This is a genomic window from Streptomyces sp. NP-1717, assembly GCF_022695985.1.
In the GTDB taxonomy this organism is placed as follows: Bacteria; Actinomycetota; Actinomycetes; order Streptomycetales; family Streptomycetaceae; genus Streptomyces.
In genome coordinates this window covers 1-19,386 of record NZ_JAAPBF010000029.1, presented here as the reverse complement: position 1 = coordinate 19,386, position 19,386 = coordinate 1, and the positions used below count along the sequence as shown (strand labels likewise).

Genomic DNA, 19,386 nt, shown 5'->3' with positions numbered 1-19,386 from the left:
AGCGCGTTGCGTCATGCAAAGGTCATGCCCGGTTCGAGGCGTGAAGGTGGGCGGGGAGGCTGATCCCCCCGTCATACGCATTCGATCCAGTGGCGGACGGGTGGTTGCGGCCGTATGACGGACAGGTGGACATATCCAGGCACCTTCGATCTGGGTATGTTCCTGGCCGTCAGGGCAGCCAGCGTCTCCCGGAGGAGCCGAGATCCGTGTCCGAAAGCAAAGACACCCACGTAGCGACAGACACCGCCCCGCAGGACCGGAAGTTCGTCTATGACTTCACCGAGGGCAACAAGGATCTCAAGGGCCTCCTCGGGGGCAAGGGCGCCAACCTCGCCGAGATGACCAACCTCGGTCTGCCCGTCCCTCCGGGCTTCACCATCACCAGCGACGCGTGCAAGGTCTACCTCGCCACCGGTACGGAGCCCGAGGCCCTGCGCGACGAGGTCGGCGCCCACCTCGACGCCCTCGAACGGAAGATGGGCAAGAAGCTCGGCCAGGCCGACGACCCGCTGCTCGTCTCCGTACGGTCCGGCGCCAAGTTCTCCATGCCCGGGATGATGGACACCGTCCTCAACATCGGGCTCTCGGACAAGTCCGTCGCCGGCCTCGCCAAGCAGTCCGGCGACGAGCGCTTCGCCTGGGACTCCTACCGCAGGCTCATCCAGATGTTCGGCAAGACCGTCCTCGGCGTCGACGGCGACCTCTTCGAGGAGGCGCTGGACGATGCCAAGCGGGCGAAGAAGGCCGCCACCGACATCGACCTCGACGCCGCCGACCTGAAGAAACTGGTCAAGCAGTTCAAGAAGATCGTCTCGCGCGACGCGGGCCGCGACTTCCCGCAGGACCCGCGCGAGCAGATGGACCTCGCCATCCGCTCCGTCTTCGAGTCCTGGAACACCGACCGCGCCAAGCTCTACCGCCGCCAGGAGCGCATCCCCGGCGACCTCGGCACCGCCGTCAACATCTGCTCCATGGTCTTCGGCAACCTCGGCCCCGACTCCGGCACCGGCGTCGCCTTCACCCGCGACCCGGCCAGCGGCCACCAGGGCGTGTACGGGGACTACCTCCAGAACGCGCAGGGCGAGGATGTCGTCGCCGGTATCCGCAACACGGTGCCGCTCGCCGACCTGGAGACCATCGACAAGCGGTCGTACGACCGGCTGATGGAGATCATGGAGATCCTGGAGACGCACTACCGGGACCTCTGCGACATCGAATTCACCATCGAGCGCGGCGAGTTGTGGATGCTCCAGACCCGCGTCGGCAAGCGCACCGCGGGCGCCGCCTTCCGCATCGCGACCCAGCTCGTCGACCAGGGCCTGATCGACGAGGCGGAGGCGCTCCAGCGCGTCAACGGCTCCCAGCTCGCCCAGCTGATGTTCCCCCGGTTCGACGACGGCGCGAAAGCCGAACTGCTGGGGCGCGGGATCGCCGCGTCGCCCGGCGCCGCCGTCGGCAAGGCCGTCTTCGACTCGTACACCGCCGTCAAGTGGTCGCGCTCCGGCGAGCGGGTCATCCTCATCCGCCGCGAGACCAACCCCGACGACCTGGACGGCATGATCGCCGCCGAGGGCATCCTCACCTCGCGCGGCGGCAAGACCTCGCACGCCGCCGTGGTCGCCCGCGGCATGGGCAAGACCTGCGTCTGCGGCGCCGAGGAGCTGGAGGTCGACACCAAGCGGCGCCGGATGACCGTCGGCAAGACCGTCATCGAGGAGGGCGACACCGTCTCCGTCGACGGCTCGACCGGCAAGGTCTACCTCGGCGAGGTCCCCGTCGTGCCCTCGCCGGTGGTCGAGTACTTCGAGGGCCGCATGCACGCCGGCGCCGACGACGCCGACGAACTGGTCGAGGCCGTGCACCGGATGATGGCGTACGCCGACCGCCGCCGCAGGCTGCGGGTGCGCGCCAACGCCGACAACGCCGAGGACGCGCTGCGGGCGCGCCGCTTCGGCGCGCAGGGCATCGGACTGTGCCGCACCGAGCACATGTTCCTCGGCGAACGCCGGGCCATGGTCGAGAAGCTGATCCTCGCCGACACCGACGACGAGCGCGAGCAGGCGCTGAAGACACTGCTGCCGTACCAGAAGAAGGACTTCGTCGAGCTGTTCGAGGCGATGGACGGACTGCCCGTCACCGTACGGCTGCTGGACCCGCCGCTGCACGAATTCCTGCCCGACATCACGGAGTTGTCGGTCCGGGTCGCGCTGGCGGAGTCCCGCAAGGACCACAACGAGAACGACCTGCGGCTGCTCCAGGCCGTGCACAAACTGCACGAGCAGAACCCGATGCTGGGCCTGCGCGGCGTACGCCTCGGCCTGGTCATCCCCGGACTGTTCGCGATGCAGGTACGGGCGATCGCCGAGGCCGCCGCCGAGCGCAAGCACGCCAAGGGCGACCCGCGCGCCGAGATCATGATCCCGCTCGTCGGCACCGTCCAGGAACTGGAGATCGTCCGCGACGAGGCCGAGCAGGTCATCGCTGAGGTACGCAAGTCCACCGGGATCGACCTCAGGCTGTCGCTCGGCACGATGATCGAACTGCCGCGTGCCGCGCTGACGGCCGGTCAGATCGCGGAAGCCGCCGAGTTCTTCTCCTTCGGTACGAACGACCTCACCCAGACCGTGTGGGGCTTCTCCCGCGACGACGTCGAGGCGAGCTTCTTCACCGCCTACCTGGAGAAGGGCATCTTCGGGGTGTCCCCCTTCGAGACCATCGACATGGACGGCGTCGGTGAACTCGTACGCGGCGCCTGCGAGGCCGGGCGCAGGACACGGCCCGATCTGAAGCTGGGCATCTGCGGCGAGCACGGCGGCGACCCCGAGTCGGTCCACTTCTTCCACAGGGTGGGACTGGATTACGTGTCCTGCTCGCCGTTCCGGATCCCCGTGGCCCGTCTGGAGGCCGGGCGGGCGGCGGCGCAGCCGGACAGCCGCGGCGACACGCGCTGACACCGGGCCGCGTCCGCCGGTGCCGTGCCAGGCTTCCTGCCGCACGGCACCGAATGTGAAATGCCTTACCGTCGCTCACCGCGCAATGGATAAGAGCGGCGCGGAAACAAATCGGGGTGCGGCCGGTGGATCCCCACCCACCGGCCGCACCCCATTCACCGGCCGGGCACGGAGCCGCAACCCTCACCGACCGCCGCCTGGCGAGCAAAGCCCCCCACGGTCTTCAGTCGCCTTTCGGTGGCTCGGGTTTCGCGCCTGACCTGGTACAGCCTTTCGTTTCGCACCCAATGCGCGCGACGCGTTTCAACTGTGGCTGAAACTCCGTGGTGACGGCCTGTGATGGCATGCATACTCATCGCTGGGGGCGATTGCGGACGCAACAGAGGCAACAAGTGGGGGATAAGTGCTGCGAATTCACTTTACGGGGAGAGACCTCGGCGCGGTCCGGACGGCCGCCGGTCCCGACCCGCTGTGGGAATCGATTCTCAGCTTTCACCGATTGCGGGACCGGCGGGGCGCGCCCGCTTTCGGGGAATGGCGCACGGAAACACGCGTGAGGTTGAAAGGTGAAACGCGTCTGCTCGGGGCGCTGGTGCCGCGGCGCGGCTATTTCCCGGACTTCCTGACACCCCCGCAGGGCCGCTTCGGGCTGGCGCAGGGGCTGGAAGCGCTGCGCGCGACACCGGGCGAGCAGCTCCGCACGGAACTGGCCCTGCTCGGTTCCGGACCGCCCGCCCTCCCCGCCAGGGCCGGCGTGCTCTCAGAGGACGACCCGGCCGACCTGGGCCGGCTCGCCGACGCGCTGCGCGCCTACCACCGGGCGGCCGTGGAGCCGTACTGGCCGCACATCCGGGCACGCGCCGAGGCCGACCGCGTCGTGCGGGGCCGGGCGCTGCTCGACGGCGGCGCCGACGAACTGCTCGCCACGCTCCCGCCGATGATCCGCTGGCGCGCGCCGGTCCTGGAGGCCGACTATCCGGTGGACCGCGAACTCTTCCTCGACGGGCGGGGCCTGCTGCTCCAGCCGTCCTTCTTCTGCCGGGGGACACCGGTCGTCTACCGCGATCCGACACTGCCGCCGGTCCTGGTCTACCCCGTCACCCAGGTGGACGCGCCGGCCGCCGCCGGCCGTGGCGGCGGGGCGGGGCCCTCCCTCGGCCGGCTGGTGGGCCGTACGCGCTCGGCCGTGCTGAGCGCCATCGAGCACGGCACGACCACCAGCGAACTCGCCCGCAGGGCAGGGGTGTCGCTCGCCTCGGCCAGCCAGCACGCGTCCGTCCTGCGCGAGGCGGGGCTGGTGGTGACCCTGCGCCACGGCAACGCCGTCCTGCACACGCTGACCCCACTGGGCGCCGCCCTGCTGAACGGCGGCGCCCAGGGTGTGCCGGGGCACGGACGGATCCGGCGGACCGGGGCTACGTCCGGAACGGCCCCGTCACCTCGTACGTGATGCCGCCCGACGAACTGCCGCTCGTGCCGCGCTGGCTGGAGAAGTACAGCCGCGAGCCGTCCGGCGAGAACGCCGGACCGGTGATCTCTGAGCCGGACTGCCCGCCGACGCGCAGGAACGGCGCGACGACGTCGTCCGGCGTGATCACGCAGATCTCCAGGTTCCCGCCGTCCTCCGCGACGAAGAGATCACCGGACGACGAGCCGGTGACGTTGTCGACGCCGGTCAGGGGGGCGCCGCCGCCGGTGACGAGCGAGTCGTCGTACGTCAACTCGTAGGTGGACGCCGCCGGATCGACCCGCCAGACCCGGTTGTCGCCCTTCGTGGTGAACCACACCGAGCCGTCCGCGTAGTAGCAGCCCTCGCCGCCGTTGAACCGCTTGGCGCCCGAGACCTGGTCACGGGTGAGGGTCGGCGAGCCGTCCGGGTCCGGCACCGTCGCCCAGGTGAAGGAGCCCGAGGTGGCGGTGCCCGCCCGCAGCACCTGGAGGGTGCCCGAGGAGAGATCGCCCCACGTGGTGGGAGTGAAACGGTAGAAGCACCCGTTCGACTCGTCCTCGGTCAGATAGATCACCCGGCGCACCGGGTCGGCCGCGGCGGCCTCGTGCTTGAAGCGGCCCATCGCGTCGCGCCGTACCGCCGCGTCGACGCCCCACGGGTCGGTCTCGTACACATACCCGCGGTCCACCTCCTCGCAGGACAGCCAGGTGTTCCACGGCGTGCTGCCGCCCGCGCAGTTCTGCCGGGTGCCGGAGAGGATCCGGTACGCGCCGGTGATCGCGCCGGCCGCGGAGAACCGGATCGCGCCCGCACCGCCGGAGGGGTTGATCTCCGAGTTCGAGACATAGATCCAGCCGCCGCCGTCGGCGTAACAGGCGCCGCCGTCAGGGGCGTTGTGCCAGGTGTACGACGTGCCGGGGACGGTCTGCCCGGACCGGGCGACCACCCGGCTGGTGAATCCGGCGGGCAGCCGGATGTTGTTGCCGTCGGCCGGGACGAGCGCGCCGTACGGTCCCGCGCCGGGCTGCGCGGGGTCGGCGTACGCTGCGCCGCGCCAGAGTGTGCCGCCGAGTGCGGCGGCGGAGCCGGTGACGATCGCTCCACGCAGAAAATTGCGACGTTCCACTGGGCCGCTCCATGGGGGTGGGGTGGATGTGCGGTCGCGTGCAGCGAGAAACATAGAGCGGCCCGATGGCCACCGGCTGAACACGGAGGTGACTGCCGGTGAGTTCTGGACCCGGTGGCGGTGCGGGGCGCTCAGGATGTGACGCGGGTGGCGTAGACCGTCACCGTCACCGAGTCGTCGTCCAGACAGCGCCCCGTCTCCAGGTCGAAACGCTGCTTCAGCAGCGGCGACGCCACGAACGCACGGCCGTCCTGGGTGCCGGTCAGCCCGCGCGACAGCACCTGGGCGCCGGAGTACGGGTCGCGGTTGTCGATCGCGTACGTACGGCCCGCCCGGTCCATGAAGAGCGCCACCTGCCGGCCGTCCGGCAGCAGCGCGGCCACGCCCCGGCCCGCGATGAGCGCGGACCGGTCGCAGACCGGGAACCAGGCCCCGCCGAGGCGCAGTTGCAGGGTCGCCCCCACCAGGCCGGCCGTCAGGTCCGGCGGGCTCGTGGGAGTCACGGGACTCATCGTGTGCGTGCTCATCGGGCTGTCACCCCTTCCAGGGTCAGAAATGTCAGATCCGGCTTCACCTGGTCGCGCTCCGGCACGAACCGCACCGTCGGATCCGGCGCGTCCGGCGCGTTGACGAAGGAGACGAAGCGGCGCAGCCGCTCCGGGTCGTCCAGCGTCTCGGCCCACTCGTCGCGGTAGCCCGCCACATGGTCGGCCATCAGCTTCTCCAACTCGCCGCACAGACCCAGCGAGTCGTGGACGACGACGTCCCGCACGTGGTCGAGACCGCCCTCGATCCGGCCCAGCCACGCCGACGTGCGCTCCAGCCGGTCGGCGGTGCGGATGTAGAACATCAGGAAGCGGTCGATCAGCCGCACCAGCGACTCGTCGTCCAGATCCCGCGCCAGCAGGTCCGCGTGGCGCGGCTCGGCTCCGCCGTTGCCGCCGACGTAGAGATTCCAGCCCTCCGCCGTCGCGATGATCCCGAAGTCCTTGCCGCGCGCCTCGGCGCACTCCCGGGCGCAGCCCGAGACCGCCGACTTGAGCTTGTGCGGCGCGCGCAGCCCCCGGTAGCGCAGCTCCAGATCGATGGCCATCTTCACCGAGTCCTGCACCCCGTAGCGGCACCAGGTCTGGCCGACGCACGACTTCACCGTCCGCAGCGCCTTCCCGTACGCGTGCCCGGACTCGAAGCCCGCCCGGACCAACCGGTCCCAGATCCGAGGCAGTTGGTCGACCCGCGCACCGAAGAGGTCGATGCGCTGACCGCCCGTGATCTTCGTGTAGAGCCCGAAGTCCCGTGCCACCTCACCGATCACGATCAGTTTCTCCGGCGTGATCTCGCCGCCCGGGATGCGCGGCACGATCGAGTACGAGCCATTGCGCTGCAAGTTGGCCAGGAAGTGGTCGTTGGTGTCCTGGAGCGCGGCCTGTTCGCCGTCCAGGACATGACCGCTCAGCCCCAGGGTCGGCGCGAGGGAGGCGATGATCGAGGCGACCGTCGGCTTGCAGACCTCGCAGCCGTCACCGCCGCGCGCGCCCTCGCGGCCGTGCGAGTCCAGCAGCGAGGCGTACGACGTCACGCGCAGGGTCCGCACGATCTCGTACAGCTCGCCGCGTGTGTGCTTGAAGCAGCCGCAGAGCCCGCTGTCGCCGGACGCGGGCAGGAGCTGGCCGATCACCTTCAGGCAACTGCCGCAGCCCGTACCGGCCCTGGTGCACTTCTTCACCTCCGGAAGCGTCGCGCACGCGGCGATCGCGCCCTTCGTCACGTTGTGACAGCTGCAGACCACCGCGGTGTCCGGCAGCGAGCCCGGACCGAGCGCTGCCGGCGCCCCGACCCCCGGCGGCAGGACGAGCTGTTCCGGCGGTACGGGCGGCACGGAACCGGTCAGCGGGCGCAGCATGCCGTACGCGTCGGCGTCACCGACCAGCACACCCCCGAGCAGCGCGCCGTCCGGGCCGACGACGACCTTCTTGTAGACGCCGGAGCGGGAGTCCGCGTACACGACGTCGAGACAGCCGGGGGCGGCGCCGTGGGCGTCGCCGAAGGAGGCGACGTCCACCCCGAGCAGTTTGAGCTTCGTGGACAGGTCGGCGCCGGTGAACTCGTTCGCGTTCTCCGTGACTTCGGCGATCGCGTCCGCCGCCGTCCGCGCCATCTCGTAGCCCGGCGCCACCAGCCCGTACACCCGTCCGTCCGCCGCGAGCGCGCACTCGCCGATCGCGAAGATCCGCGGATCCGACGTACGGCACCGCTCGTCCACCGCGACACCGCCGCGCTCGCCGACCCGGAGCCCCGCGTCGCGCGCGAGCCGGTCACGGGGCCTGATACCCGCCGAGAAGACGACGAGATCGGTCGCGAGAACCGAACCGTCCGACAGCGTCATGCCGTTGACGGCGCCCCGCTCGTCGGTGGTCACCTCCTGCGTGCCGACGCCCGTGTGGACCGTCAGTCCCATGTCCTCGATGGTGCGCAGCAGCGCGGCTCCTCCGCCGTCGTCCACCTGGACGGGCATCAGCCGGGGTGCGAACTCCACGACGTGCGTGTCGAGTTCGAGCCCCTTCAACGCGCCGGCCGCCTCCAGGCCGAGCAGCCCGCCGCCCACCACGGCGCCGGTGCGGGCGGTCTTCGCGTACTCCTCGATCGCCAGCAGGTCCTCGATCGTGCGGTAGACGAAGCAGCCGGTGGCGTCCCTGCCCGGCACGGGCGGTACGAAGGGGTAGGAGCCGGTGGCCAGCACGAGCGTGTCGTAGGTGAAGGTCAGCCCGGCGCGCGAGGTGACCGTGCGCGCCGCGCGGTCGACGGTCTCGGCCGGGTCGTCCAGAAGCAGCTCGATCCCGTGCCTGTCCATGAAGTCCGGCTCGACCAGGGAGAGTTCGTCGGGGGTGCGGCCGTCGAAGTACGAGCTGAGCCGTACCCGGTCGTAGGCGGGTCGCGGCTCCTCGCAGAGCACCACGACCCGGGCCCGGCCGGTGGTGCCGCGCTCGGCGAGGGCTTCGAGGAACCGCTGGCCGACCATGCCGTGGCCGACGACCACGATGGTGGGGCGGGACGTTGTGTCGGGCATCTCAGGAGCCTCCGTCGGGAGTGAGCAGGTGGAGCAGCGGGGTGGTGGGCGGCAGCGGTTCGTCGTCCTCCCAGGTACGGGCGAGCGCGCCGATCGTGGTCAGATCGCCGAGGAGCACGCCGCCGACGAGACGGTCGCCCCGGACGACGACCTTGCGGTAGGCACCGCGGGTGGCGTCGGTGAGCTGGACGACGTCGTCGCCGGGCAGGGGTGTCGTCTCGCCGAACGCGGCGAGATCGAGCGGTCCGGACGGCTGTTTGGCGGGCGGCACTTGGGGGGTGGGGCCGCCGAGGGCGGCGAGGGTGAGCCGGGTGAGGACGCGGGTGCCGGTGTAGCGCGCGGCCGGGGCCCCGGCCGGGCCGGCCGTGAGCGACCGGGCCAGCGCGTCGGCCTGCTCGATGGCGGCCCCGGCGAGACCGTAGAGCCGCTCCCCGTGTTCCGCGCAGTCCCCGATCGCGTGGATGTACGGGTCCGACGTCCTCAGCTCGTCGTCCACGACGATGCCGCGCCGGACGTCGAGCCCGGCCTCGCGGGCGAGTCCGGTGCGGGGCCGTACGCCGCAGGCCAGGACGGTGAGTTCGGCGTCGAGCCGGAAGCCGTCTGCGAGTTCGACGGCGGCCGGCCGGCCGTTGCCGTTGCCGTGACCGGAGCCGGGGCCGCTCTCGGTCCCGTCGAGCACGAGTCCCCGTACGCGGCACTCCGTGTGGACCTCCACGCCCCACGACTCCAGATGGGCCCTGAGCAACAGCGAACCCGAGCGGTCGAGTTGACGCTCCATCAGGTATTCGCCCTGCTGGGCGAGCACCACCTGGGCGCCGCGCTCCGCGAGCGCGCGGGCCGCCGAGACCCCGAGGAGCCCGCCGCCGATGACGACGGCGCGGGTACCCGGCCGTACCGCCGACGACAGCGCGAGGCAGTCGTCCATGGTCCGGAAGGAGTGCACCCCGGCCGGCAGACCGTCCTGGTCCGGCCGCCGGAGCCCGCGCAGGGCCGGCAGGACGGGGTTCGAGCCGGTCGCGAGGACCAGCCGGTCGTACGGGACCACGCTGCCGTCGTCGCACCGCACCAGCCGGTCGGCGCGGTCGATCCGGACCGCCCGGACACCGCGCCGTACGGTGCCGGGCGCCGGCGGCAGGGAGATGACATCGGGTCCGTACCGCCCGGCTAGCACCTCGCCGAGCAGGACCCGGTTGTACGGGGCGTGCGGTTCCTCGCCGAGCAGGGTGACGGCCGTCGCGGTGCCGGTGCCGGGGGCGGCACCGGTGGCGGCGAGGCGCTGGGCCAGCCGTACGCCGGCCGTGCCCCCGCCGATCACCACGATCTCCGTCGCCCTGCCGTCAGCTGCCATGTCCGCAGACTGCTCGGCCGGTGTTACCCGGCGGCACCACCACTGTTTCCCGCTCGGAACGCTGCGCTCAGCGTGCGCCGGCACGGGGTGTGAGGCCGCGTCCTGCCTGGTCGCGGGGGCACCGGCGCGAGCGCGCGGCGGCGTGTCCCACCTCACCCCGAATCCGTGTGAGGGCCATCCGGTCGTCCCATAGGCTCGCGATCATGCCCGAGATATCCCTGACCATGATCGTCGTCCTCTGCCTCGCGGCAGCCGCCGCCGGCTGGATCGACGCCGTGGTGGGCGGGGGCGGACTGCTGCTCCTGCCCGCGCTGTTGCTCGGTCTGCCGAACGTCCCGGCGGCCCACATCCTCGGTACGAACAAGGCCGTGGCGATCGTCGGCACCACCGGCGCCGCCGTCACCTATGTGCGCAAGGCGCCCGTGGACGTGAGGAGCGCCGTACGGATCGGGCTCATGGCGCTCGCCGGGTCGATGGCGGGGGCGTTCTTCGCCGCCGGGATCAGCAGCGACGTCCTGCGCCCCGTGATCATGGTGGTGCTGCTCGGGGTCGCGGCCTTCGTGATGCTGCGGCCCGCCTTCGGCAGGGCGCAGGCGGGCGGGCCGGTCTCCCGGGGCCGGCACGTCACCGCGATCGTCCTCGTCGGCGGCGGTATCGGCTTCTACGACGGGCTGTTCGGTCCCGGCACGGGCACGTTCCTCGTACTGGCGCTGACCGCCGTACTGCACCTGGACCTGGTGACGGCGTCGGCGACCGCGAAGATCGTCAACGTCTGCACCAACGGCGGGGCGCTCGCGATGTTCGCGTACCAGGGCACCGTGTTGTGGCAACTGGCCGCGCTGATGGCGGTGTTCAACCTGGCGGGCGGCATGTTCGGCGCGCGGACGGCGCTCAGGAAGGGCAGTGAGTTCGTCCGCGGGGTACTGCTCGTCGTGGTGTTCTCGCTGGTCGCGAAGCTCGCGTTCGACCAGTGGACGGCCTGAACAGCCGCCGGTTCGCCCCCTGGTGGATCACCGGACGCCGATGAGGTGCGCGTACGTCACGACGTTGCCCCGGTAGCCGGTCTTCTCGGAGAATCCGCCACCGCAGGTGATCACCCGCAGTTCGGCCCGGTCCTTCTTCCCGTAGACCTTCTGGTCGGGGAAGTCGGCGTTGTCGTAGACCTCCACGGCGTCGACCGTGAACACGGCGGTCCGCCGGTCCTCACGGGTGACCTCGATCCGCTGGCCCTTCTCCAGCGTGCCCAGGCTGTAGAAGACGGCCGGACCGCGCGCGTTGTCCACATGGCCCGCGACGATCGCCGTGCCCTTGGCGCCCGGGGTGGTGCCGTCCTTGAACCAGCCCGCGACATCGCCCTTCCCGGCAGGCGGGACGTCGAGACTGCCGTCCTTCGCCAGACCGAGCCGGGTGACGGGGGCGTCGACACCTATCCCGGGTATCCGCAGCCGTACGGGCCGCGACGCGGGCATCGGGTCGGCGGCGGCGTCCGTGTGGAAACCCGGCCCGGCGGCGAACGCCTGGGCGGCCGACGGGATCGGCGGGGTGACGGTCCGCGAGCCGTTCTGCACGAGCCACACGCCGGCGCACACGGCGCCGGCCACCAGCCAGGCCTTGCCCTTGACGTTCATCGGCCGGCCTCAGCGGTCATGGGTCCTCCCGAAGTTGTTCCCCCGCCCCCGGCGCCGATGAGCGTGACGGGGGCGGGGGTCACGGCGGTACGGGGGCGGTGGAGGCCGCCGGAGCCCGGTCCGAAGGACGGGCCCCGCCCCGTCAGCCGCCCTGCGCGCCGCTCGCCCGACGACGCAGGAGGCAGGCCCCGCCGACGGCGGCGGTGGCCAGAATGACCGCCCCCGCCGCGATCTGGGTGGTGTCGGGTCCGACGCTGCCGCCGACCCCGGTCCGTACATGCCCGGACGGCTGATGCTCGCGGTGGTGCCCGACCCGCAGGTCGCCACGCGCCTCCCGGCCGTTGTCGCAGCGTACGGAGATGTCATAGCTGCCCGCCCGGGTGTGCTCGGGCACCCGGAACCGGCCGACGACGTTGTCCTTGTGGTCGCCCGGCCGCAGACGGAACTCGCCCGCGCCCAGGGAACCGGCGTCCCCCTTGCCGTGCCCGTCCTTGCCGCACGCGGTGGTGTTGACCGTGACGGTCTCGCCCGGCTCGGCCGTCGAGGGGAACAGGTCCAGCTCACCCCGCTCGCCCGCGAACGCGGCGGTGGAGGCCGCGAGAGACACCCCGAGCGAGGCGGCCGCCAGCGCGGTACCGGTCAGCAGGCGGGCGGTGGTGCGCATGGGTTCCTCCGTGGCGGCGCGGTTCTCGTCCCTTCCGAGATAAGGCGCAGCCCGGCGCGCTCGCCTGCTGATGGGGAATCAGATTGATCGGTTCGCCACGGCGTGTCCCCCTTGCCGGTTGGCGTTCCCGCAGGTCAGCGAGGTGTGATCGGGCGGGTGACGCGCCGGATGCCCTGTCGTGCCGAACGGGTGAGCCCCGGCGGAGGCGCTCCGCCGGGGCAGCGGCTCGGGACGGCTCAGACGACGTCCCACTCCACCGCTTCGTACGCCGCCGCCACCCTCCCCATCAGCTCCGCGTCGACCGTGAACCGCACGTCGTCGATCCGGTCCACCGGCGCGATGCCCTGCGAGTTGGTGAGGAAGGCGACGCGTACGAGGGCAGATCGGCCAGCGTCACCGGTCGCCGTACGGAGGGCAGCCGCGGCTCAAGGAGCGCCATGGTGATCCCCAGCAGCGACGGCGCCTGCGGCCAGACCACGTGCGTGCCGTCCCAGAACGCGATGTTGGTGACGGCTCCCTCCGTCACCAGCCCGCCGGGCGCGGTCAGCAGCGCCTCGTCGAACCCGGCGCGCTCGGCCCGCAGCAGGTGGTACGTCTGCCCGAAACCGCCCAGGTGCTTGATGTGCGGCACCTCGCGGGCGAACGGCACCGACATCAGGCCGTGCGGCCGGCCGGACTTGGTCGCCGGCGGCCTGACGGTGATCATCACCCGCGCCTCCTCGTCGCCCTCCGGCCAGTGCGCGTACACGCGGGCCGACGCGTCGGACACGTCACGCAGCGCGTGCCGCAGCAGTTCCCGTACGCGCTCCCCGGCCAGGCCCGCGCCGAACAGCTCCCGGGTCGCCGAGTCGAGGCGGGCGAGATGCAGCTCCAGTCCGCGCACCCGGCCGCCCCTGACCTGCATGGCGGTGAAGTGCCCGTAGGCGCTGAGTGCCGGGACACGGAGCGTGGTCCCCGTGGCGGGCTCGCCGTTGATCTCGATGACCTGGACAGCGTCAGTGGGTGCCATGGGCCCACGGTAGGACGGGTCAGTCCTCGATCAGCCTGCGGGGTCCGGGGCCGTGGGCGGCCAGTTCGTCGCCGGGGTTGGACAGGACGCAGCGGTCCAGCGAGAGGCAGCCGCAGCCGATGCAGTCGGCGAGGTTGTCGCGCAGCCGCTGGAGGGTGCGGATCCGGATGTTCAGGTCGTCGCGCCAGCACTCGGAGATCCGGGCCCAGTCCTCCCTGGTGGGCGTACGGTCCTCCGGCAGCAGCCCCAGCACGTCGCGGATCAGGGCGAGCGGGATGCCGAGCCGCTGCGAGGTGCGGATGAAGGCGACACGCCGGAGGGTGTCACGGGTGTAGCGCCGCTGGTTGCCGGTGGTGCGGCGGCTGGTGATCAGCCCCTCGCGCTCGTAGAAGCGCAGGGCGGAGGGGGCGACACCGCTGCGTTCGGCCAGCTCGCCGACCGTGGCTTCCTTGGCGTTCCAGGCGAGTTGCGTCATACGGCTCAGAGTAGCTTGACCTGAACCAAGGTTCAGGTATCACGCTCGTCCCCATGGACATCACCACGAATGATTCAGCCACCGGAACAACTCCGCACTTTCCCCGGACTCCGGCTCCCCAGACGCCTCTCCGGCTCGCCGTCATCATGGCCAGCAACCGTGAGGGACGGTTCGGGCCCGTCGTCTCCGACTGGTTCGTCTCCCGTGCCACCGGGCGCACCGATTTCACCGTCGACCTGATCGACCTCGCCGACACCGATCTGCCGACGGCGCTCTCCTTCAGCCCGCCCGTCTCGGTCCGGGGCCAGCTCGGCAAGGTCACCCACCGGCTGGCCGGGGCCGACGCCTTCGTGATCGTCACCCCCGAGTACAACCACTCCTATCCGGCGTCCCTCAAGGCCCTGATCGACTGGCACTTCGACGAGTGGCGGACCAAGCCCGTCGGGTTCGTCTCCTACGGAGGCATCTCCGGCGGCCTGCGCGCCGTCGAGCATCTGCGCCAGGTCTTCGCCGAACTGCATGCCGTCGCCGTACGCGACACCGTCTCCTTCCACAACGCCGGCGCGCTCTTCGACGACGAGGGCCGGCACCGGGACCCGCAGGGCGCCGACGCCGCCGCCACCGCGATGCTCGACCAGATCGCCTGGTGGGGCCTGGCCCTCCGGGACGCCAAATCCGCCCGCGCGTACGCCGGGTGACCGGGGCGCGCTCTATCGTGGAACGGGGCGCCCCCGGCGAACTCCCGGAGCCCGGGGCGCCCGTGCCCGCCGCTACTCCCCGCAGGCCGGGGCGGCGGACCGACCGAAGGAGTGACGCGTATGACCGGTGCCGGTTTCCTGACCGTACTGACCACCACCGACAGCGCCGCGAAGGCGGAGGCCCTGGCCCGGGGCGCGGTGGAGGCGCGGCTCGCCGCGTGCGCGCAGATCTCGGCGCCCGTCACCTCCGTCTACCACTGGCAGGGCGCGATCGAGACGGCGGAGGAGTGGCAGGTGCTCCTCAAGACGACCGCCGCCCGTTACGAGGCGCTGGAGGCGCACCTGACGGCGGCGCACGACTACGACACGCCGGAGATCCTCGCGATTCCGGTGGTACGGGGCAACGCGCCGTACCTGGCCTGGCTGGCGGACGAGACGACGCCGGGCGGCACCGCCTAGGTGTATTGACCCGCAGGGTTGTTGACACGGGTGATGGGTGGGTGGCCTGCGAGTGCGGTGTGGCTGCGGTGGTGGTTGTAGGTGTGGAGGAAGGCTGCCGCGCGGGTGAGGAATCCGGCGCAGGTCGTGACCTTCTCGTCGGGGTGAATCTCGCTGTAGGCGAGACGGGAATGGTCGTCGACGGCGGAGTGGACGTAGTCGAATCCCATGCCGCGGATCGGGCGGCCGGCGTCGCGGCCCAGGGTCCTGTGGCCGCCGCCGTCGGGTATCCGGCCGAGCTTCTTCACATCCACATATATGAGTTCGCCGGGCTTCTCGCGTTCGTAGCGGCGGATTACGGTGCCGGTCGGACGGTCTATCCAGGTCAGGCGGTTGAGCCGGTGGCGGGTCGGGATCCGGTGCACGGTCGAGGCCGGGAGGCGGAGTATGGGGCCGATCCTCGCGGGGCCCAGTTCGCGGGCCTGGCGCAGGTCACACACTCGGGCCTCGATGTCGGCCGGGGTCCGGTGCGGCGTCGTGTGTGCGGGCAGGACGGTGCGGGCCAAGAGCCGCTCCAAGGCCAAGAAGAAGGCCGCGGCCAGTGCCCTGTCGCAGTCTCCGCCCGCCACGAAGCGCAGGCCTGGCAAGAAGACGCTCACCTCCGCCGCGAAGGTGCTGGCCGACAAGAAGTCGACCAAGGCCCAGCGCTCCGACGCGGCGAGCACCCTCGCCCAGGCCGCGGCGTACGCGCTGAAATAGCCTGCCCCGAACGAGCACGACCGCTGTCCCGCCCGTCTCTCTTCGCATCGAAGCAGGACGGGCGAGGTGTTTCTTACGCGCGGGGGTTTGGGGTCTGCCGGGGCGCCCGCCTGGCCGTTCCGCCGCCCCGCCGAGACTTCTCAGACCTTCGCGGGGTCCGTGTCCAGGAAGCGGAACCGGCCGCCCTCCGCCCGGTAGAAGAAGACGCCCTGGTCGCCCGTGTACCAGCCGTTCTCCTTGTCGAAGGCGTACGGCTTCGACACCCCCTTGAACGTCGTCGTCCGCAGCACCGGCACCAAGTCCTCGCGCGAGACGTTCTCCCGGCCCAGGCCCTCGACGCACGCGGCGACCAGCCGGACCGCGTCGTACGCCTCGGCGGCGAACGGAGGCGGAGCGGCGTCGAAGCGGGCGCGGAACTCCTTCCCGAAGGCGCCCGCCGACCGTACGGACGACGGGTCGACCGCCGTGGACACGATCAGCCAGTCGTCCCCCGCGTCGCCCGCCTCACGCAGGAAACGCGGATCGTACGCGGCCTGGGTGGCGATCTTCGGGCCCCGGTAGTCGGTCTCCGCGAGCGCGCGGGCGAAGCGGGCGACGTCCTGCCAGTCGCCGCCGTGAACCACGGCACCAGGCCGCTTCACCGCCAACTGCCGTGCGAAGGAAGCGTAGTTGTCGCCGCCCAGCGGCAGGGTCTCGGCGAGGACGTTCCGGTCGCCGCCGGTGCGCAGGCCCTCGCCGAGGAAGCGGGTGACCTGGCGGCTGTACTCGGTCTCGTTGTCGACGAGGGCGATGTCGTCCAGGTCGTGGACGCCCAGATAAGCGGAGACGGGGACCATCTGCATCGCGTTGTTCGGCCGGGCGCACAGGAACACGCGGTTGATGTGCCGGGTGTCCCCGTCCGTCACGCTGATCACCGACAGAGCAGCCTCGTCGTACGCGCTCAGCACCGCGCCTGCCGCGGCCGTGCTCGTCGCGCCGAGGACGGCGACCACCGAGGCGTCCTCCGTGAAGCGGCGGGCGGCGGCGAGGGCCTTCGTCTCGTCACCCCCGTCGTCCAGCGTGGTCAGCTTCAGCGTGAACGGGGCGTCCTCGCGGGCGTTGTGCGCATCGACCGCGAGCTGTGCCCCTTGGTTCTGGGCCTTGCCCTGCGCGCTCAGCTCGCCGCTCAGATCCGCCTGCACTCCGATGCCCAGCACCGGGCGCGGCTCGGCCTTGCCGTCCCCACCGGTGCCGGTGCCGCCGCCGTCCCCCGCGTTCGCGAGCCACGCGGTCGTCGCCCCGCCCGCCGCGAGGACCGCGCCGCCCGCCGCCAGATACGTCAGGAAGCGGCGCCGGCCGGGCGCGGGGGAGGACGGCGGGACCGCGGGCCGGGTGTCCGCGTCCGCACCGCCCTGACCGGTGACGAACTGCGTCGACTCGATGTCCGGCAGGCTCAGCATCTCCGCGGAACGCGACGCGATCAGATGGGTCACCGGGGCGGGCAGCCAGCTCTGTCCGGCCGCGTCCTGCGCCCACTCCGTCCGTATCCGCGCCGCCGTCGGCCGGGACTCCGCCTCCTTGGACAGACACGCCTGGACGACGGGCAGCAGAGCCGGGGGCACCCCGTCCAGGTCCGGCGGGTCGTACACCGTACGGAACAGCATCGCGTCGACCGGCCCACTGCCGAACGGGCGGCGGCCGGTCGCCGCGTACGCCAGCACGCAGCCCAGCGAGAAGATGTCGCTCGGCGGGCCGATCCGGCGGCCCTGGGCCTGCTCCGGGGAGAGGAAGCCGGGGGAGCCGACCACCGTGCCGGTCGCGGTGAGGACGGTGTCGTCCAGGGCGCGGGCGATACCGAAGTCGATCAGCCGGGGCCCGTCCAGGCCGAGCAGGATGTTGCCCGGCTTGACGTCCCGGTGCACCATCCCCGCCGCGTGCACCGCCTCCAGGGCCTCGGCGAGCATTCCGCCGAGAGCCCGCACACTGTGCTCGGGGAAGGGCGCCCCTGGCCCGATCGCGTCGCTCAGCGCGGGTCCGGGCACGAACTCGGTCGCCAGCCACGGAGCCGCCGCCTCCGTGTCCGCGTCCACCACGGGCACCGCCCAGCGGTTACGGACCTGCCGGGCGATCGACACCTCGCGGCGGAACCGGGTGCGGAAGCCCGCGTCGTCGGCGTACTCGGCCCGGATCAGCTTGATCGCGACGAGCACGCCGCGCTGCGAGCGGCCCAGCAGAACCACGCCCATCCCGCCGGCGCCGAGCCGGCCGAGGACGCGGTAACCGGCGATACGGGCCGGATCGGCGGAGTGGAGCGGTTCCATCAGCGGTGACGTCCCGGAGGTCTGAGTGCGGTCATCTGGCGGCGGATCAACTGGCGGTACATCAGCTGACGATCAGTCAACTTCTCCAGGCTGTAATGCGAGAGGGGTACATCACGTCAACTCCTTCTCGACCCGGTACAGCACCTTCGCGCCCGCCTCGGCCGCCAGCCGGATGAGGTCCGAAGTCCCGTACCCCTCCGCTCCCTTGACCGCGACGGCGGTCGTCACCGTACCGATACGGGACTTCGTCCACACGTACTCCTGCTTTCCGCCCGAACCGGGGCCGGTGAACTTGCCCGCCTCGAACAGGGTGGCGTCCGCGTTCTTGACCTCCTTCTGGTCCAGATGCATCGACATCAGACCGTCCAGCCGCTGCCCACCGCCGAGTTCCTGCCCCGGACAGCGGAAGCTCTCCTGGACCGTGTCCTTCATCTCCCGGTCGGCGTCCTTGACCGTCCGGTGGACCGTCACCGTCACCGAACCCTGCACCCGGCCCTTGCCGTCCTTCGCCGGCACGTCGATCCGGCGCCCGTAGCTGTCCAGGACGTGCCCCGGCAGCCGACCACGCGACCAGACGCAGGAATCGGCGAGAACCGGCCAGGTGCCGGCCGTCTCGTACGGTTCGTGCTTCACCATCCCGGGTGTCCAGTCCGCCGGTTCCAACGAGGCGTTCCGGGTCAACTCCCGGGCCTGCGCGACGTTCTTGGGGACCTCCTCCGGGCTGGGCGTGAAGTCGTACGCGTCGCCGCCCTTGTCCGGGTCCGCCGAAGGACTGGGGCCGGGCCCGCCGCTCGCCCCCGGATCGCTGCCCCCCTTCGCCGACCCCTCGGCATCGGTGCTCGCGGACCGCTTGCCGTCCGTGCCGGTCTTCCCCGTGGCGGAACCCCCCTCGCCACAGCCGGCCAGGACGGCGACGGCCAGCACGGCGGCGGCCGCCCTCGTCGTGATCTTGGTGGATCTGCGCGCTATGTGGCTACGCGTCATGGTTTGCCCCCCGTTGTCCCGCGCCTCGTAAGCGGCGCGTGGCGATACTAGGCGGGGGACGGCCCCGGAGCCCGGGGGCGGATACTCAGATCCCGACGGCAGATGTCCCCAGGCCGCCCGAGTGCCCCCACTCATGCGCACCGGTTTTGCTCACCGGGTCATGCGCACCCGGGCTTCCAGTCCGTCGCACGGACCCGGCACGACCACGCGCCTCAAGCGGGTGGGTCAACGCAGTCCGGCGAAGAGATCGTTCTCGGGGACGGCCGCGCCGGTGGTGTCCCGGACGCGTACGAAGGTCTCCGTGCCCATCAGCTCACCGAACTTCTGACAGCGCCGTTCCACCGCGTGCCGTACATCTCGGCGGGCGAAGCCTGCCCGCACGCTGCCGAGCTCTACGGGTGCGAGTCGAATGCGTGACTGCACGGCCGGACAGTCTCGACGACGCTCAGGAAGCCGCTTCTGTCGGGGCGTTGATACGCAGCCGGGCGG

General features: G+C 71.6%; 15 protein-coding genes and 3 pseudogenes. 6 read left to right on the top strand and 12 right to left on the bottom strand.

Annotated features, from left to right (window positions below; translation table 11 throughout):
- The first annotated feature begins 206 nt into the window (after positions 1-206).
- Both ppdK and GXP76_RS09285 read left to right on the top strand, forming a co-directional pair.
- Entirely contained in the window at positions 207-2,951 is a 2,745-nt protein-coding gene (gene ppdK, locus GXP76_RS09290) for a pyruvate, phosphate dikinase (protein WP_242570961.1), read from the top strand.
- Positions 2,952-3,354: 403 nt separating this feature from the next.
- Positions 3,355-4,401 (top strand): helix-turn-helix transcriptional regulator, encoded by a 1,047-nt coding sequence (locus GXP76_RS09285; RefSeq protein WP_242570960.1) that lies wholly within the window; start codon positions 3,355-3,357, stop codon positions 4,399-4,401.
- Here the strand turns inward: GXP76_RS09285 and GXP76_RS09280 are convergent.
- The 4 genes from GXP76_RS09280 to GXP76_RS09265 form a co-directional block, all read right to left on the bottom strand.
- Complete coding sequence (locus GXP76_RS09280) at positions 4,367-5,527, bottom strand: alkaline phosphatase PhoX (RefSeq protein ID WP_242570959.1); 1,161 nt, start codon at positions 5,525-5,527, stop codon at positions 4,367-4,369. The genes GXP76_RS09285 and GXP76_RS09280 overlap by 35 nt on opposite strands.
- 131 nt (positions 5,528-5,658) lie before the next feature.
- On the bottom strand, positions 5,659-6,039 hold the full coding sequence (gene nirD / locus GXP76_RS09275) for a nitrite reductase small subunit NirD (protein WP_242570992.1): 381 nt from the start codon (positions 6,037-6,039) through the stop codon (positions 5,659-5,661).
- An 11-nt stretch (positions 6,040-6,050) separates the two neighbouring features.
- Positions 6,051-8,594 carry a nitrite reductase large subunit NirB gene (gene nirB / locus GXP76_RS09270; protein WP_242570958.1) on the bottom strand — a complete coding sequence of 848 codons (2,544 nt, stop codon included), beginning with the start codon at positions 8,592-8,594 and terminating at the stop codon, positions 6,051-6,053.
- 1 nt (position 8,595) lies between these two features.
- Positions 8,596-9,942, bottom strand: a complete 1,347-nt coding sequence (locus GXP76_RS09265) for an NAD(P)/FAD-dependent oxidoreductase (RefSeq protein ID WP_242570957.1) — start codon at positions 9,940-9,942, stop codon at positions 8,596-8,598.
- 203 nt (positions 9,943-10,145) lie between these two features.
- Between GXP76_RS09265 and GXP76_RS09260 the strand changes: the two genes are divergently transcribed.
- The gene (locus tag GXP76_RS09260; RefSeq protein ID WP_242570956.1) at positions 10,146-10,925 is read left to right on the top strand and encodes a TSUP family transporter; all 780 of its coding nucleotides are present in this window, start codon (positions 10,146-10,148) and stop codon (positions 10,923-10,925) included.
- A 27-nt stretch (positions 10,926-10,952) separates the two neighbouring features.
- Here the strand turns inward: GXP76_RS09260 and GXP76_RS09255 are convergent, their stop codons facing one another.
- The 4 genes and pseudogenes from GXP76_RS09255 to soxR form a co-directional block, all read right to left on the bottom strand.
- Positions 10,953-11,570: a class F sortase gene (locus tag GXP76_RS09255; RefSeq protein WP_242570955.1), complete on the bottom strand. Its 618-nt coding sequence runs from the start codon at positions 11,568-11,570 to the stop codon at positions 10,953-10,955.
- A gap of 142 nt (positions 11,571-11,712) precedes the next feature.
- A complete protein-coding gene (locus tag GXP76_RS09250; RefSeq protein WP_242570954.1) occupies positions 11,713-12,234 on the bottom strand; it encodes a hypothetical protein in 522 nt (173 codons plus the stop codon).
- Positions 12,235-12,470: 236 nt separating this feature from the next.
- Positions 12,471-13,243: pseudogene (locus GXP76_RS09245) on the bottom strand (aminotransferase class IV).
- Between the two features lie 19 nt (positions 13,244-13,262).
- A complete protein-coding gene (soxR, locus tag GXP76_RS09240; protein ID WP_242570953.1) occupies positions 13,263-13,718 on the bottom strand; it encodes a redox-sensitive transcriptional activator SoxR in 456 nt (151 codons plus the stop codon).
- Positions 13,719-13,771: 53 nt separating this feature from the next.
- Here soxR and GXP76_RS09235 point away from each other — a divergent pair, with 53 nt between their 5' ends.
- Together GXP76_RS09235 and cutA are read left to right on the top strand one after the other, a co-directional pair.
- Complete coding sequence (locus tag GXP76_RS09235) at positions 13,772-14,416, top strand: NADPH-dependent FMN reductase (protein WP_277993178.1); 645 nt, start codon at positions 13,772-13,774, stop codon at positions 14,414-14,416.
- Positions 14,417-14,536: 120 nt separating this feature from the next.
- Positions 14,537-14,875 (top strand): divalent-cation tolerance protein CutA, encoded by a 339-nt coding sequence (gene cutA, locus GXP76_RS09230; RefSeq protein WP_242570951.1) that lies wholly within the window; start codon positions 14,537-14,539, stop codon positions 14,873-14,875.
- Here the strand turns inward: cutA and GXP76_RS09225 are convergent.
- Positions 14,872-15,393, bottom strand: a pseudogene (locus tag GXP76_RS09225) (hypothetical protein); the annotation flags it as partial. The gene cutA and the pseudogene GXP76_RS09225 overlap by 4 nt on opposite strands.
- A 16-nt stretch (positions 15,394-15,409) precedes the next feature.
- On the opposite strand from GXP76_RS09225, the gene GXP76_RS09220 reads away from it, so the two are divergent.
- Complete coding sequence (locus GXP76_RS09220) at positions 15,410-15,613, top strand: hypothetical protein (RefSeq protein WP_242570950.1); 204 nt, start codon at positions 15,410-15,412, stop codon at positions 15,611-15,613.
- 140 nt (positions 15,614-15,753) lie between these two features.
- On the opposite strand, the gene GXP76_RS09215 is transcribed toward GXP76_RS09220, so the two are convergent.
- The 3 genes and pseudogenes from GXP76_RS09215 to GXP76_RS09205 all read right to left on the bottom strand — a co-directional run.
- Positions 15,754-17,913: a bifunctional serine/threonine-protein kinase/ABC transporter substrate-binding protein gene (locus tag GXP76_RS09215; RefSeq protein WP_242570949.1), complete on the bottom strand. Its 2,160-nt coding sequence runs from the start codon at positions 17,911-17,913 to the stop codon at positions 15,754-15,756.
- 111 nt (positions 17,914-18,024) lie between these two features.
- On the bottom strand, positions 18,025-18,897 hold the full coding sequence (locus GXP76_RS09210) for a hypothetical protein (protein WP_242570948.1): 873 nt from the start codon (positions 18,895-18,897) through the stop codon (positions 18,025-18,027).
- 225 nt (positions 18,898-19,122) lie between these two features.
- Positions 19,123-19,224, bottom strand: a pseudogene (locus tag GXP76_RS09205) (GlcNAc-PI de-N-acetylase); the annotation flags it as partial.
- Positions 19,225-19,386: the final 162 nt, after the last annotated feature.